We start from the raw sequence: 15,632 nt of genomic DNA on the forward strand, positions 1-15,632 counted from the left end.
TCATGATACGAAAAACAGCCTTTGTCTTCTTTGTTTTTACTATCAGCCATGCCGTGAGCTTCGGGCAGTCTATTAAAAGAATTGACGGCTCAACAATTACCGTTGATAGTTTGCAACACAAAATTGAGCATCTTATGCAAGCGGCTAATGTATCAGGGGTTGCCATTTCAGTCTTTAATGACAATAAGCCTGTTTTCAGCAAAACTTTTGGTCTGGCAAATGTGCCTGAGAAAATACCTTTTAAGCCTACTTCTGTAATGTATGCGGCTTCTTTTGCTAAAATGGTGTTTGCTTATATCGTGATGCAGTTTGTAGATGAAAAAGTGATTGACTTAGATAAACCTCTGGTGCAGTATCTCTCTCAACCTTTGCCCGATTATAAGATAAAAGGCTGGAACCGTGGTTACCACGATTTAAAAAATGATAAGCGTTACGAAAAAATTACTGCTCGTATGTGCCTGACGCATACCACAGGTTTCCCGAACTGGCGCTGGTTTGAAGCGGACAGAAAACTGAAAATAAATTTTGAGCCGGGCTCACGTTACAGCTATTCGGGCGAAGGCTTATATCTGCTTCAATTTGTTATAGAACAAGTGACAGGTAAAGACTATGAAACCATCTCGCAGGAAAGAGTCTTTAAACCTTTGGGCATGGCTACCACCAGCCAGGTATGGCAGAAAGAATTTGACAACAATATATGCTATGGACACAGCAGCGATGGCAAACCTTATGAATTAATGAAATGGAATGAAGCGAGTGCAGGAGGCTCTATGAGCACTACACTGCAAGATTTCACTAAATTCTATACTGCCTTAGTGAATCATAAAGGGCTTTCTAAAAAGAGTTTTGAAGCCATGACCAGCCAACAGATACGTATTAAATCTAAAAGGCAGTTCGGGCCTCTTTCCAGAGAAGATGGAACAGATAATGACAACATTCAGTTGGGCTATGGATTTGGAGTAGGCGTATTAAAAAGCCCTTATGGCAGAGCGTTTTTTAAAGAAGGGCACGATGATGGCTGGGGACATTATAGTATCTGTTATCCTGACAAAAAAATTGCTGTCTTTATTATGACTAATAATGACAATGGCGAAAGCATTTTTAAAGAATTACTGGCCTATTCGATTGGCGATGTATTTACGCCCTGGCAATGGGAAAATTATATCCCTTATGACAAAAAAGATTAGCACACGCATAATATTCTGCCAAAGTTTGACCATATTTGATAGAATTTTATTGAACCTATTCAACCTTATCAAATGAACCAATACCTGAACCGTCGTAACTTTATTAAGCTCGGAGGCTTAGCTACTGCTGCGACCTTACTACCCGGATTGAGTTTCGGAAAAAACGATGAAATAATTATCGGTCATAATTCTCATAAGTACCGTGTTAAAACTGGTTGGGGTATATTAGACGCCGCTAAAAACCCTGTAAACGATTGCCATGAAATGGTAGAAGACTCGAAAGGCAGACTGATTCTACTGACTAACGAGACCAAAAACAATGTATTGATATACGACAAATCGGGCAAATTGCTTGAAACCTGGGGTAATTCGTATCCGGGTGGGCATGGTTTAACCATTGCCGGACAAGGCAGCGACCAGTATTTATTGATTTGTGATACCAGCCGTCATCAGGTAATTAAAACTGACCTGACCGGAAAAGTAATTTTCAAGATAGATTATCCGAAAGAAACAGGGGTCTATGATTATCCAACCCAGTTTAACCCTACCGAAACGGCTGTTAATCCTGCCAACGGCGATATTTATGTAGTAGATGGCTATGGTTTAAACTACGTAATGCAATATGATGCAAAGGGCAAATTGATTCGCCACTGGGGAGGTAAAGATATGTTTAAATGTAATCATGGTGTAATTGTAGATACCCGCAACAAGCAAAAACCTACGTTATTGGTTACTTCACGTGTAGAAAACTGCTGGAAAAGATTTACTTTAGATGGCAATCATTTAGCTACTATTTCTTTACCGGGTACTTTTATCTGTCGTCCGGTTATTAAAGGTGAAACGCTTTTAGGAGCGGCTTATCGTTCTACTTCCGGCGACAATGCTAATTCGGGGTATATCACCATTCTTGATAAAAACGACCGTGTGATTTCTACGCCGGGCGGAAGCGAACCTATTTATACTGATGGCAAATTAGGTGAACAACGTAAACAAGACCCATTCAACGTGTTTATGCACCCACACGATGTGTATATGGACTCAGACGATAGTATTTATGTACCCCAATGGGCGTCTAAAAAGACCTATCCGATTAAGTTGGAGAGAGTTTAAAAAGAGATATTTTTTATTAAAATGATGCAGGTGAAAATCTGCATCGTTTTTTTATGCCTTAAATACATGTGATGGACAAATGACTATTATTTAAAAGATTTTTTTGAGATTGATATAAAACCACTCAGTAAAAATTCAAAACATATTCGGCTTATAATGGTTTTTTTCATTGAAATCCTGCTAATTTAGAAGTACTAACTGAATCTCTGTGTTATGAAAAGATACCTGCAGAATCTGAGTGCTGGCTTAGCCATTTATATCTGTTCAATTGCATCAATATATGCTCAGTCAACCACCATTACACCGGGCAATAATCAACCCGGTCTGACAGCCACTTCTACTAACAATGGCATGATTGTACCCAAAATCAGCCTGACTGCCAGCCTGACCTCAGCAAGCCCCGTAGCAAACCCGGCAGCAGGTCTTTTGATATACAATACAGGTAATAATCAGACCAAAGGATTCTATTACTGGTCTGGCACCAGATGGCAACTATTAGGAAGTGTTACAACCCTTACAGCCAATGCTCCCATAAGTATTGTATCTAATAATATCAGATTGAATCCGGGCACAGCAGCAGGGCAATTACTGACGTGGAATGGCAACAATTGGGTAAACACCAATCCTAAACCCGATCAATATTTAGATAATATGCAGCCCTATCTGGCTATCAATTATTGTATTTCATTATATGGCATATTTCCATCACCAACTGATAGTTCACCCTATATCGGAGAAATAGCGCAGTTCGGCTTTGGTTTTGCACCGTCTGGATGGGCTTTTTGTAACGGGCAATTAATACCAATAGCTGAAAACGAAGCCCTTTTTCAGTTGATTGGAACAACTTATGGCGGAGACGGACAGTCAACATTTGCTGTACCCGATTTCAGGGGCAGAGTACCTATACATCAGGGGCAGGGAGTCGGGAATATATATAATTATACTATCGGACAATCTGGAGGGACAGAAGCCCATACTATTAGTAATAAGTATTAAGAAATACTCATTAAAAGGAAATCACACACTATGAAAAAATTCATATATTCTGTTTGCATTGGTTTAACCATATTCTTTGGCTTAAATCATCAGATTATCGCCCAGTCAACAACCATTACACCGGGCAATAATCAACCCAGTCTGACGGCTACCTCTACCACCAATGGCATGATTGTACCTAAAGTAGCACTCACTGCCAATCTGGCATCAGCAAGCCCTGTAATAAACCCTGCAGCAGGTCTGTTAATTTACAATATCGGCAACAATCATGTAAACGGGTTCTATTACTGGACAGGCACTGCCTGGCAATATATGGCAGCACTTATTACACTTCCGTCTACATCGCCAATAACGATTGTTTCTAACAATGTCCGCCTGAATCCTGGTACCGCAGCAGGCCAGTTACTTACCTGGAACGGAAACAATTGGGTAAATACCAATCCTAAACCAATTCAGACGCTGGACAACCTGCAACCCTCTCTTACACTTAATTACTGTATAGCTTTACAAGGAGTATTTCCTCCAAGAAGTGGTCTGGAGCCTTATGTAGCAGAAATAGCTGTCTTTGGATTTAATTTTGCACCCAATGGCTGGGCCTTTTGCAACGGGCAACTTCTGCCTCTCTCACAGAATACAGCTCTTTTTTCATTATTAGGCACTACTTATGGCGGAAATGGCAGTTCTACTTTTGCCCTGCCTGATTTTCGTGGAAGAATAGGCATAGGTATGGGACAAGGGAGTGGCTTAAGCAACTATGATCTGGGCCAACAGGGTGGGGTAGAAAAACATACCATAGATAACAAGTATTGAGACAGAGCTTTTCTTACTTCAATCAGATGTAACTCTTATTATGAAAAATTTTACCTATATTTTTTGCCTTAGCTTGGCTATCATTCTACATATCCATACGCTGGCTACGGCACAGTCTACAACTATTACACCGGGCAATAACCAGCCCAGTCTGGCAGCTACTTCTACTAACAATGGAGTTATAGTACCCAAAATTACTTTAACTAATAACCTCAATTCGGCAAGTCCGGTTACAAATCCTGCGTCAGGTCTTCTGATATACAATTCAGGCAACAATCAGACTAAAGGCTTTTATTACTGGACAGGTACTGCATGGCAGTTTCTTACCACGGCTATTCCCTTCTCTACTACTGCACCTATTAGTATTGCTTCTAATAATGTCCGCCTCAATGCAGGTACAGCAGTAAACCAGTTACTGACATGGAATGGCAATAACTGGGTAAATACGAATCCTAAACCTGTTCAAAATCTCGACAACCGTCAGCCTTACATAACCATTAATTTTTGTATAGCTCTGGCTGGCATATTTCCTTCACAAAATGGATATGAGCCGTTTATAGGAGAAATAGCCCTGTTTAGTTTTGTTTTTGCTCCCAAAGGATGGGCATTATGCAATGGACAGCTTTTACCTATTAACCAGAATCAGGCACTTTTCGCCTTACTTGGTACTACTTACGGTGGAAATGGTCAGACAACCTTTGCGCTTCCTGATTTAAGGGGAAGAGCGGCACAGGGTATGGGTCAGGGTCCTGGCTTACTGAATTATCAACAGGGGCAAAAAACCGGAACAGAAGCTCATGTGGTAGACAATAGATACTGAGAAAATAGCTCCCTTATCCTATCCTTAACTCATTAAATAAAAAAACCGGCTGATTCTCATTGTAATTTTAGGTTCTTCTTTTAGAAAGCAGATAGATTTGATGAAATTTTAAAAATTCATTCAATGAAAAGATACCTATTATTATTAACTGCTTGTATAGTAGCTTATCTGTGTAGCAACTGCCAGGCAATTGCTCAGTCTGTTACTATTACGCCCGGCAATGGTCAGCCAAGTATTGAAGCCAATTCAACTGATAATGGTGTACTTATATCAAAAGTAACACTGACAAATAATTTAAATTCTGCAAGCCCGGTAAATAACCCCGCTGCTGGTCTTCTGATTTATAATACAGGGGGCAATCAGGTTAAAGGCTTTTACTACTGGACAGGCACAGCCTGGCAATTATTAGGCAATGGTACCCCTCTTAATGCCACAGCCCCCATAGTTATTGAGTCTAATACTGTTAAACTGAATGCCGGTACGCAAGCAGGCCAATTACTGACCTGGGATGGTAACAATTGGGTAAATACCAATCCTAACCCTTATCCGAATGTTCAGTTGAATAACCTGCAACCCTATCTGGCTATTAATTTCTCTATTGCTTTGCAGGGTATTTATCCATCACAAAATGCCGACGAACCTTTTTTAGGCGAAATTGCCATGTATGGGTTTAGTTTCCCTCCCAAAGGCTGGGCACTATGCAACGGTCAATTATTGTCTATCGAACAGAATGACCCACTCTATCAACTACTTGGCACTACCTATGGCGGCAATGGTATATCAACATTTGGTTTACCCGATTTACGAAGCAGAGTACCTATTCATAAGGGTCAGGGACCTGGTTTAAGCAATTATACGTTGGGGCAAACCGGAGGAGTAGAAATGCACAGTTTTTCAAATAAATACTAAGTCTTATTCGGCATTATAAATATAGTATATACACCATTGAATGCTTATACTTATGAAAAAATATATTCACTTTATTCACCTTGGTATTGTAGGGTTTGTGTACCTGATTAGCCCGGCAAAAGCCCAATCTGTTACCATTACTCCGGGATATAATGCGCCAAGCATAGCAGCTACCTCTACCAACAATGGGGTAATTATACCAAAGATTATCCTGACTGCCGATTTAAGTGCTACAAGCCCTGTGGTAAGCCCTTCGGAAGGTCTTGTTATTTACAACAAAGGCAACAACCAGCCTGAAGGCTTTTACTATTGGACAGGCTATATCTGGCAATCTTTGGGTACGGTTTCTCAACTTAATGCCAGCGACCCTATCGGTATTACCTCTAATAATATTAAACTTAATGCAGGGACTGAAGTGGGGCAATTATTAACCTGGGATGGTAATAACTGGATAAATACTAATCCGAAACCGATTGTCGAATTAGATAATCTTCAGCCTTATCTGGCACTTAATTTCTGTATTTGTATGACTGGAATATTTCCTTCAAGAAATGATATAAATGCCTTTATTGGAGAAATAACCATTTATCCTTATAATTTTGCACCTAAAAACTGGATGTCTTGCAATGGACAGTTAATATCTGTTGCGCAGAATACCGCCTTGTTTGCCTTATTAGGCACTTATTATGGCGGAAATGGCCAGTCAAATTTTGCATTACCAGATTTGCGTGGCAGAGTACCTATGCAGATGGGTCAGGGCCCGGGATTAACTAACTATTCATTAGGAGAACAGAACGGGGAAGAAAAATATACTGTCGATAATAAATATTAATCCATTGGTTAGCTATCACATTCATAAAGCCGGTCTTACATTACTGGCTTTTTTCGGGACATGTTTCTTGGCCTTTTCCCAATCCGACAAAAACGACTGGGTTTGGGAGCAGATAGGTATTCCAACAGATTTTAAGCTGATGAATACCAGAAAAGAACTGGTTATTGCTGTAGTTGACGATGCTTTCGACCTTAGCAATCCCTACCTGAAACCCTATTTTCATAAAAACCCTAAAGAAATTCCGGGAAATGGCTTAGATGATGATAAAAATGGTAAGACAGACGATGTAATCGGTTGGGATTTTTCAGACAATGATGCAGATGTGAATCCACCGATTCAGAACATCAGCCGTTTTTCACATGGCACCAGAGTAAGCGGTATTCTTGTGCAAACCATTCAGAAGCTCTGTACTTCCGGCACAGCGTTTAAGATTATTCCTATCAAAAGTTCTTCCGACTCACGCCAGAGCAATTATATTGTGGACGGATACAGCGGTATAAACTATGCACTGGAACTGAAAGCAGACATCATCATTACCTGCTGGAGTGGTGGCACATTTGACCTTGAAAAAGAGAATATCCTTAAAAAAGCACAGGAGCAGGGCGTGATTATTGTTGGTTCGGCAGGTAATTTTTATGCAGATAAAGCACAGATGCCTGCGGCATATCCTTGGGCAATTGCAGTAGCCGCTACCGGCAGAGACAAACGTAAATATTCTGTATCAAACTACGGTAATTTTGTTGATATAGCTGCTCCAGCTGACTCTATTGCTACTACTTACCCTCTTGAACCAGGTCTTAACAAATATATATCGGCTACTTCGGCTGCTACACCCATCGTAGGTGGTGTTGTGGCGGCTTTTATGGCTACATATCCTGAATTAAAACCACAGGATATTGACCGCCTGCTCAAAAACAGTGCCCAACCTATTGACCAGTATAATTCTCTCTTTCATGGCAAATTAGGGGCAGGATTAATTCATGTAAATAATCTTAAAAACTATATAGACAATAATTATTTTCCTACCCGTTTTTTACAGACCAAGGGCTATCTGCCTCTTTGGAGAAAAGGCACCAAAGAGTTAAGTTTAGCAGTAGCTCCATTGGGGAAATATCCTACCTATAAACTTTTATTATCCCAACCTTTAGTAGGAAAAAACACGTTAAACCTCTCTCTTTTTCAGAATGACCGTACCAGAGACACAGTATTGACAGCCACGCAATTGTCACAACCTTTTATTTTTCAGGCCGATTCATTCAGAGTAAATGTAGCTACAAAAGCATTCAAAGATAAAAACACTTATCTCTATTATGAAGCACAGCCTATTGACTCAAGCGGTTTGTATTGTCAGGACCAGGTCTTGGTAAAAGGGACAGAAGGCTATGTTGTAGATGGCAGCGGTACTGGAAATTATGCCAACCGTAGCAGTTGTAAATGGCTGATTGAAGTACCTGCCGGAAAGAGAATTAAAATCAATTTTGAAGAATTTGACACCGAAGCCAAAATAGACCAGGTTTATTTTTTTGCCGACGATGGCACCCACCATCCGATACTTGCTATTTTTAGTGGTCCTGATATTCCTCCGATTATTACCTCCTGGTATAATAAGGTATTGATATGGTTTGTTACCAACGAATCTACCACCGGAAAAGGCTGGAAACTTCATTATGAAGCCATTGATGATAAATAGGTTTTTCAGAGACATCATGGCATCTTTCTACACAAAGCATATTTTTAGTGTTACCTTTGTGGCATGAATTACTTCAAAAAACTACTTGACTTACTCAGAATTGAGCGGGAAGAAGACCACAATCAATATAAAAGACTTACAGAACAAAGTTCGGTAGCCGAACGCAGAGCAAACGGTTTAACCTGGTATCCGATTGCTATCAGGGGTATGGAAATGAGCAGAGGTGACTACCTGACAGTAGAGGTAGAGCGTACAACTCATCAGGATATTGCCCATCAACTAAGAACCGGAATGCCTGCTGTGCTTTTCAGTAATCATGATGCGAAAAACGACAGAGTTGAGGGCACTATCTCTTTTCAAAACAATAACCGCCTGAAAATAACCTTGCGTACCGATGAACTCCCGGAATGGAGCCGTGACGGGAAACTGGGTATTGATGTGCTTTTTGATGACAATAGTTATGACGAAATGCAGAATGCCCTTAAACAGGCATCAGTCATCGCAGAAAAGAATGAAAGCCAACTAATTGATATACTGATTGGTGATAAAGCCCCTACTTTTCATCTTGAAAAACCTCAGTTTTTTGCCAGAAACCTGAACGAATCTCAGAAACTGGCAGTTGAGAAAATCTTACAAGCCAATGAATTAACGATTGTACACGGGCCGCCGGGCACTGGTAAAACTACTACTTTGGTACAAGCCATTAAAGCCCTGAGTAAGCAGAACAATAAACAGGTATTAGTAGTAGCTCCGAGCAATACTGCTGTAGATTTGCTGAGTGAAAAACTACACATGGAAGGATTGAATGTGGTAAGAGTGGGTAATCCGGCTAAAGTAACTGAGCGTTTGATGTCTCTGACATTGGATAGCCGAATGGCTGAACACAGCCAGATGAAAGATATAAAAAGACTAAAAAAACAGGCGCAGGAATACAAAAACATGGCGCATAAATATAAGCGCAATTTCGGAAAATCGGAGCGCGACCAACGTAAATTACTATTTGATGAAGCCCATAAAATTATGAAAGAAGTGGGTAATTCAGAACAGTATATCATAGATGATATTGTAGCAAAGGCGCAGGTAATTACAGCTACGTTGGTAGGTGCGAATAACTATACGATTAAAAATCTGAAATTTCAGACCGTTATTATTGACGAAGCCGGACAAGCATTAGAGCCTGCCTGTTGGATACCTATGCTGAAAGCACAGAAAGTTGTTTTAGCGGGCGACCATTGCCAGCTCTCTCCTACTATCAAATCAAACGAGGCAGCTAAACAAGGGCTTGCCCATACACTACTCGAAAAACTGGTTTCTTTACACCCCGAAGCAGTGGTATTATTAGAAGAACAATACCGCATGAACGAGCAGATTATGGGGTTTTCTTCAAAAATCTTTTACGAAAACCGATTGAAAGCCCATGCATCAGTAGCTAAACATCTGCTGTTTGATAATGACACTCCTATTGCTTTTATAGACACTGCGGGTTGCAGTTTTGATGAAAAACTGGAAGGCACAAGCACCACAAACCCCGAAGAAGCTGTGTTTTTATTTAAACACCTGAATCTATTGGTGTATGAACTAAAGAAACATTATAAGCCTGAAAATTTCCCGACTATGGCTATTATTTCGCCTTATAAAGAGCAAATCAACCTGCTTCAATCGGCCTTAGCTCAATCACCTGATTTGCAGGATTATCTGGCTAAAATATCGGTAAATACTATTGACAGTTTTCAGGGACAAGAGCGTGATATTGTCTATATCAGCATGACCCGGAGTAATAGCGAGGGCAATATTGGTTTCCTTGCAGATATAAGACGCATGAATGTAGCGATGACCCGTGCCAGAAAGAAGTTGGTTATTATTGGCGATAGTGCTACACTTGCCTCTTTTCCTTTCTATGCCGATTTCATTGCCTATGCCGAGCAACTAAATACTTATCAGAGTGCCTGGGAATTTATGGAGTGAGTAATTATTGAGCGGGCAACGTTTGCTGAATTAGCGATTGAGTGATTTAGGTTTTATTCATCGACTAATCACTCAATCACACATTTACTCAATCACTCAATTTCTCCCTATATCTCAACTACAACTTGCCCGGTAGTATTCTCGGGTATAAACTTCGCTACGGCGTCTTTTATTTCGTGTTTCAGTACTTCGAGCAATTTAATTTTAATGAAATGACGATAAGTAACCAGACTGATTTCTCGCACAGGTACAGGCGACATAAATTCCCTTATCTGAGTTTTTCTTTTTTCATCAAAATTAATCATCGCTAATTCGGGAATCACGGTAATTCCGTTATTGATTTCTACTATTTTTAATAGTGACTCTATACTTCCGGCCTCGTATTCCAGGTTGCCCAAATCCGTATTTTTCTTGCGTAATTCACATAAATTCATCATTTGTGAACGCAGACAATGCCCCTCTTCCAAAAGCCATAAGCGGTTTACATCAATTTCTTCCGGCAGAATATACTTCTTATTCAGCGTCTCTTCACTACCCGATACAAAGGCTACTAATTTTTCATAAAATAAAGGGTGTTCTTTCATGCCCTCGGCCGCTATTGGGGTAGCCAAAATACCCACATCTATCAAATCATTACTCAATTGCTCAATAATCTGATTGGTATTCAACTCGCTGATTCTGATTTTTATCTGAGGGTATTTTTTCAATAAATCATAAAGAAACAAAGGCAACAGATAAGGAGCTAAAGTAGGAATAATACCTATGCGCAGCTGCCCTTGTACTTCGTTTTTAACAGCCTTGGCTACTTCTTTCAGATGCCCGGTTTCTCTTAAAACCACTTGTGCCTGGGCTATAATTTTCCTGCCAATATCAGTGGGCACCACCGGCTGTTTACTTCTGTCGAAGATGATTACTTCCAGTTCTTCTTCTAATTTCTTTATCATCATACTTAGCGTAGCTTGTGTGATAAAGCAGGCATCAGCAGCTTTCAGAAAATGGCGGTGTTTATCAACAGCCACTATATATTCTAATTGTTGTAAATTCAAAACTCATAGATTTTATCTATGCAAAGGTACAGGTTTTATTGGAGAAGGAAGCATTATTCAATATACCATATTCGTTAAGGAAACCCTGCAATAATAGCCTGAAAGAATCTTTTTCCTCCTGCAGTGGCACTAAAGCCCGGTTGTAGTGTAACTGACTCAACAGCCCGGTAGGTTACCAAGGCTCCCGAAACCTTATTGGTGGCTGTAATCTGAATTGCTTTCTTTACGACTGTTCCACTCGTAATTGGCTCAGTTATTAGTAGCGTGACAGGACATGCTTCATGCGTAATGCCAATCGTAACTTTCATTACTGTTATTTTCAAGTTTCTATACCCATATAGATGAATATTGCTGCTGAACATAAATTTTCGAAGCTTATCTTGTAGGCTGGTATCTTAAAATAAATATATTTGTTTATACAAATGATTCTCATTGATTTATACCATAATATTGTACTAAATGCGAACTTCTGAACAAAGGCTTGACTTTTATAAAGAGCTGTTTTACAAAGAAGTAGATAGAAGAAAAGACTTTAATAATGCCATTATTATTCCTATAACCTTATTAACAGGTGTATTTTCGATTATTTTCTATCTGATTTCTGCATATAAGTTTTCATATTGGGGGGTATTATCTTATGGTTTTGTCATTTTATTAGCTGCATCTTCCCTCATTTTCATTATATGTGCCTTTCATACTATAAGATTCTACTCAAATATTGATGCAGGGTTCCAGACTATTGAGTTACCCAGACCCAATGAGATTGAAGATTACCGGAAAAGTTTATTGAATTATCATAAAAAAGCATCGGAAGTAGAAGAAGTTTTCAATGACTGGCTGATAGAACAATATATCATGTCAACGACAAATTATCAGGTCAATAATGACCTGAAAGCAAATCATTTTTTTCAGTTTAAGAAGTATTTTTTTTATGGATTAATCGCTTTATTTTTATGTGGAATATTATTTATCCAGAATTTGATTGCCAATAGAAGTGAGAATGAAGAAAAGCAAAAGTTTTACATTAATTTAAAGATAGAAAGTTCTCTGAATAAAATTGATACAACCATTCTGGCTGACGATGATTCACTGACATTACTTTTAAAATAATCATTATTCCAATTACCCATCCGATAAATGGCTGAGAACGATTTAGAAAATATTTCCGAAAGACCCGAAGCTCCTCAACCGCCCAAGAACAGAGTTTTGATAGATAGCCATGTGCCGGTCCCGCCTAATGACTATGTACCCCAATCATCTTCAAAATCAAAAACCGGATGTATTTTGTTTTTGATAATTGCGGTTGTGGCAGCTGTAATTGCTTATTTTTATTTTGCATAAACTGATAGCGTCTGTTAAAAAACACAGCTATTAAAACAGAAACGATTGATTTTTCAGGTGCTGGAAAACTGTCTGGAATTATTATAAGAAAGAATGTTACATACTACTTCATCCTGACTTCTCTCAAAATTTCTTGTTCTTGCTTAAATTTTCTACCAAAAATATTCATTTTCAACCTCCCTATTTTCATCCTCATTCTTCACAATGTGTATGTTCCAAAACAAAGATTCAACTATTCATTCCAATACAATTTGTACTTCTGTCCTGACAATTACAGTTAATAGAAACATAGTGTAAGTATGAAGTTTACATGCTGACGGTTGCAGGAAAATAAAGCTATACGCCAATAAAACGTTTGTCCATAATTGAACAAATGTTGTCCGTTTTTGGACACCTTTTTATTTACAAAAATCACATAAACAACTCACAATCAATTTCTTACATTTTTTGGCACAGGGTTTGTCAAATATAAATAAAGACCTATTTCTTTATACAAAATTATGATAAGTAACTACTTGAAAATTGCATGGCGGAATTTGTGGAAAAACAAAACTTTCAGCCTGCTCAACATTATGGGTTTAGCTTTAGGTATGGCTTGCAGCCTTTTAATTATGCTTTGGCTGCAAGACGAAATCAACAAAGATAAATTCCATAAGAATGGGAAACAATTGTACAGAGTAATGGAAAACCAGTTTTATGCCGGTGAAACTGTTACTTATGCCTCAACACCCGGAATTTTATCCCAGCACATTACCAAGGATATTCCGGAAATTGAAATGGCCAGCCAGATGCTTTGGGAAGAATACCCTTTGTTTACGGTTGGTAATAATTTTGAGAAAGAGAAAGGCCGCTATGTAAATGGCGATTTCCTGAACATGTTTACGTTTGAGTTGGAAAAAGGCGATGCCCGCACGGCTCTTAAACGTCCTGATGGGGTGGTAATCTCTAAAAAATTAGCTGAAAAATATTTCCCGAATCAAGACCCTCTCGGAAAAATCATCAGAGTAGATAACCGGGATGATGTGATGGTAACAGGAGTTTTAAAAGAAATTACCGAACAATCATCGCTCAAATTCGATTTTCTGATGAGCTATGAGCGTTGGCTGAAAACCAATGAATGGGCAAAAGAGTGGGGTAACAATGGGCCAAGATGCTACGTAATGCTCAACAAAAATGCTTCTTTAGACAAAGTCAATGCCAAAATAAAGGGTTACATCAAGAGTAAAAATAAAGACAGTAACGTTGAGATATTCTTACAACCTTACGAAGACGTATATCTGTATTCTAACTACAAGGCTGGAATACAGGATGGTGGTAGAATTGATTATGTAAAAATGTTTACTATCATCGCTATTTTCATTTTAGTGATTGCTTGTATCAACTTTATGAATCTGGCAACGGCACGTTCTATTAAAAGAGCCAAAGAAGTGGGTGTAAGAAAAGTAGTAGGCGCAGTACGTTATTCGTTGGTAGCACAATTCCTGGGTGAGTCGCTGATTATTGCTTTTTTAAGCCTCATTTTTGCGATTTTCATAGTTTTCTTGATGCTGCCTGCTTTCAATACACTGACAGAAAAACATTTAAGCCTTGATTTTACCGACCCTACATTCCTGTTGATATTATTGGGCTTAACCATAGTAACAGGATTGGTGGCTGGTAGTTATCCTGCACTGTTTATGTCTTCATTGAGACCTGTGGTTGTTTTGAAAGGCGCCCTGAAGTTTAAACCAAGTGCTACTTTTTTCCGTAAAGGGCTGGTAGTTTTTCAGTTTGGGCTTTCTATTATGCTTATTGTGGGCATGATGGTAGTGTATCGTCAGATAGAATATATTCAGAGTAAAAACCTGGGTTTTGAGCGTGAAAATATGTTATATATGCCATTAGAAGGCGACTTGTCAAAAACATTTATTTCGTTTAAACAAGAACTGACTAATATGCCGGGCATTAAATCGGTAACCTGCTCACAGGCTGACCCTTTAGAGGTAGGAAGCTCAACGCAGGGTGTTATGTGGCCTGGAAAAGATACAACCAAGATAATTCTGTTTTCCCAGAATCCTGTTTCTTACGATTACCTGACTACCATGGGTATTAAACTGAAAGATGGCAGAGACTTCTCTCCTGCTTTTAGCACAGATACCACTAACTATGTAATCAACGAAGAAGCAGCCAAAAAAATGGGAATGAAAGACCCTGTAGGCAAAGAAATGACTATGTGGGGGAGAAAAGGAACCATAGTTGGTCTGGTAAAAAGCTTCCATATCAATTCTTTGCATGAGAGCATTCCTCCATTGATTCTTAATATGCAGAGAGGGCAAAACAACTGGGGGCAAGTGATTGTACGTACACAAGCCGGACAAACCAAAGAAGCTATTGCCAGTATGGAAAAAGCTTTCAAGAAGTTTAATCCTCGTTTTCCATTCTCTTACAAATTCACCGACCAGGAATTTGCCGCTCAGTATAAAGGTGAAAACGTAGTGAGTAAACTGGCCAATTACTTTGCTTTCTTAGCCATTTTTATTTCTTGCTTAGGTTTGTTTGGTTTAGCCATGTTTACAGCCGAACAACGTACCAAAGAAATCGGGGTAAGAAAAGTGTTAGGCGCCAGTGTAGTAAATATTACAGCCATGCTCTCAAAAGACTTTCTGAAATTAGTTTTGATGTCAGCAGTAATAGCATTCCCGTTAGCCTGGTATCTGATGAGTAACTGGTTACAGAAATACGCGTATCGTATCGAAATCCAGTGGTGGTTTTTTCTGATTGCCGGAGTATTAGCCTGTTTGATTGCCTTATTAACCGTAAGCTATCAAGCCATCAAAGCAGCATTAATGAATCCAATAAAAAGTTTGAAGACGGAGTAACTCCCAACCGCGCGGCGGACCGTCCCTAAAGGGGAGTGAGGGAAAAAGTAATATATATTTTTAATCTA

Annotated in this window: 12 protein-coding genes and 2 pseudogenes; 12 read left to right on the forward strand and 2 right to left on the reverse strand. The window is 39.1% G+C overall.

Features of this window, described 5'->3' with window-relative positions:
- The first annotated feature begins 2 nt into the window (after window positions 1-2).
- From EWM59_RS09415 to EWM59_RS09455, 10 genes and pseudogenes are all read left to right on the forward strand, one after another.
- Window positions 3-1,187 (forward strand): serine hydrolase domain-containing protein, encoded by a 1,185-nt coding sequence (locus tag EWM59_RS09415; protein ID WP_130020718.1) that lies wholly within the window; start codon window positions 3-5, stop codon window positions 1,185-1,187.
- Between the two features lie 72 nt (window positions 1,188-1,259).
- Entirely contained in the window at window positions 1,260-2,297 is a 1,038-nt protein-coding gene (locus tag EWM59_RS09420; protein WP_130020719.1) for a twin-arginine translocation signal domain-containing protein, read from the forward strand.
- A gap of 213 nt (window positions 2,298-2,510) precedes the next feature.
- The gene (locus EWM59_RS28660) at window positions 2,511-3,293 is read left to right on the forward strand and encodes a phage tail protein (RefSeq protein ID WP_310587844.1); all 783 of its coding nucleotides are present in this window, start codon (window positions 2,511-2,513) and stop codon (window positions 3,291-3,293) included.
- 30 nt (window positions 3,294-3,323) lie between these two features.
- The gene (locus EWM59_RS28770) at window positions 3,324-4,103 is read left to right on the forward strand and encodes a phage tail protein (protein WP_374755940.1); all 780 of its coding nucleotides are present in this window, start codon (window positions 3,324-3,326) and stop codon (window positions 4,101-4,103) included.
- 40 nt (window positions 4,104-4,143) lie between these two features.
- Window positions 4,144-4,422, forward strand: a pseudogene (locus tag EWM59_RS28880) (phage tail-like protein); the annotation flags it as partial.
- A gap of 204 nt (window positions 4,423-4,626) precedes the next feature.
- Window positions 4,627-4,896: pseudogene (locus EWM59_RS09435) on the forward strand (phage tail protein); the annotation flags it as partial.
- A gap of 150 nt (window positions 4,897-5,046) precedes the next feature.
- Window positions 5,047-5,832 carry a tail fiber protein gene (locus EWM59_RS28665; RefSeq protein ID WP_130020720.1) on the forward strand — a complete coding sequence of 262 codons (786 nt, stop codon included), beginning with the start codon at window positions 5,047-5,049 and terminating at the stop codon, window positions 5,830-5,832.
- Window positions 5,833-5,884: 52 nt separating this feature from the next.
- Window positions 5,885-6,664 (forward strand): phage tail protein, encoded by a 780-nt coding sequence (locus EWM59_RS28375; protein ID WP_229239321.1) that lies wholly within the window; start codon window positions 5,885-5,887, stop codon window positions 6,662-6,664.
- 67 nt (window positions 6,665-6,731) lie between these two features.
- Window positions 6,732-8,354 (forward strand): S8 family serine peptidase, encoded by a 1,623-nt coding sequence (locus EWM59_RS09450; RefSeq protein ID WP_130020721.1) that lies wholly within the window; start codon window positions 6,732-6,734, stop codon window positions 8,352-8,354.
- A 63-nt stretch (window positions 8,355-8,417) separates the two neighbouring features.
- The gene (locus EWM59_RS09455; protein WP_130020722.1) at window positions 8,418-10,319 is read left to right on the forward strand and encodes an AAA domain-containing protein; all 1,902 of its coding nucleotides are present in this window, start codon (window positions 8,418-8,420) and stop codon (window positions 10,317-10,319) included.
- A 107-nt stretch (window positions 10,320-10,426) separates the two neighbouring features.
- Here the strand turns inward: EWM59_RS09455 and EWM59_RS09460 are convergent, their stop codons facing one another.
- Together EWM59_RS09460 and EWM59_RS09465 are read right to left on the reverse strand one after the other, a co-directional pair.
- Window positions 10,427-11,365 carry a LysR substrate-binding domain-containing protein gene (locus tag EWM59_RS09460; RefSeq protein ID WP_130020723.1) on the reverse strand — a complete coding sequence of 313 codons (939 nt, stop codon included), beginning with the start codon at window positions 11,363-11,365 and terminating at the stop codon, window positions 10,427-10,429.
- 74 nt (window positions 11,366-11,439) lie between these two features.
- Window positions 11,440-11,673 (reverse strand): 3-coathanger stack domain-containing protein, encoded by a 234-nt coding sequence (locus EWM59_RS09465; protein WP_130020724.1) that lies wholly within the window; start codon window positions 11,671-11,673, stop codon window positions 11,440-11,442.
- A 151-nt stretch (window positions 11,674-11,824) separates the two neighbouring features.
- Here EWM59_RS09465 and EWM59_RS09470 point away from each other — a divergent pair, with 151 nt between their 5' ends.
- Window positions 11,825-12,475 (forward strand): hypothetical protein, encoded by a 651-nt coding sequence (locus EWM59_RS09470; protein WP_130020725.1) that lies wholly within the window; start codon window positions 11,825-11,827, stop codon window positions 12,473-12,475.
- A gap of 731 nt (window positions 12,476-13,206) precedes the next feature.
- Entirely contained in the window at window positions 13,207-15,564 is a 2,358-nt protein-coding gene (locus EWM59_RS09475) for an ABC transporter permease (RefSeq protein ID WP_130020726.1), read from the forward strand.
- Window positions 15,565-15,632 lie beyond the last annotated feature (68 nt).

Source organism: Emticicia agri (assembly GCF_004168285.1).
In the GTDB taxonomy this organism is placed as follows: Bacteria; Bacteroidota; Bacteroidia; order Cytophagales; family Spirosomataceae; genus Emticicia; species Emticicia agri.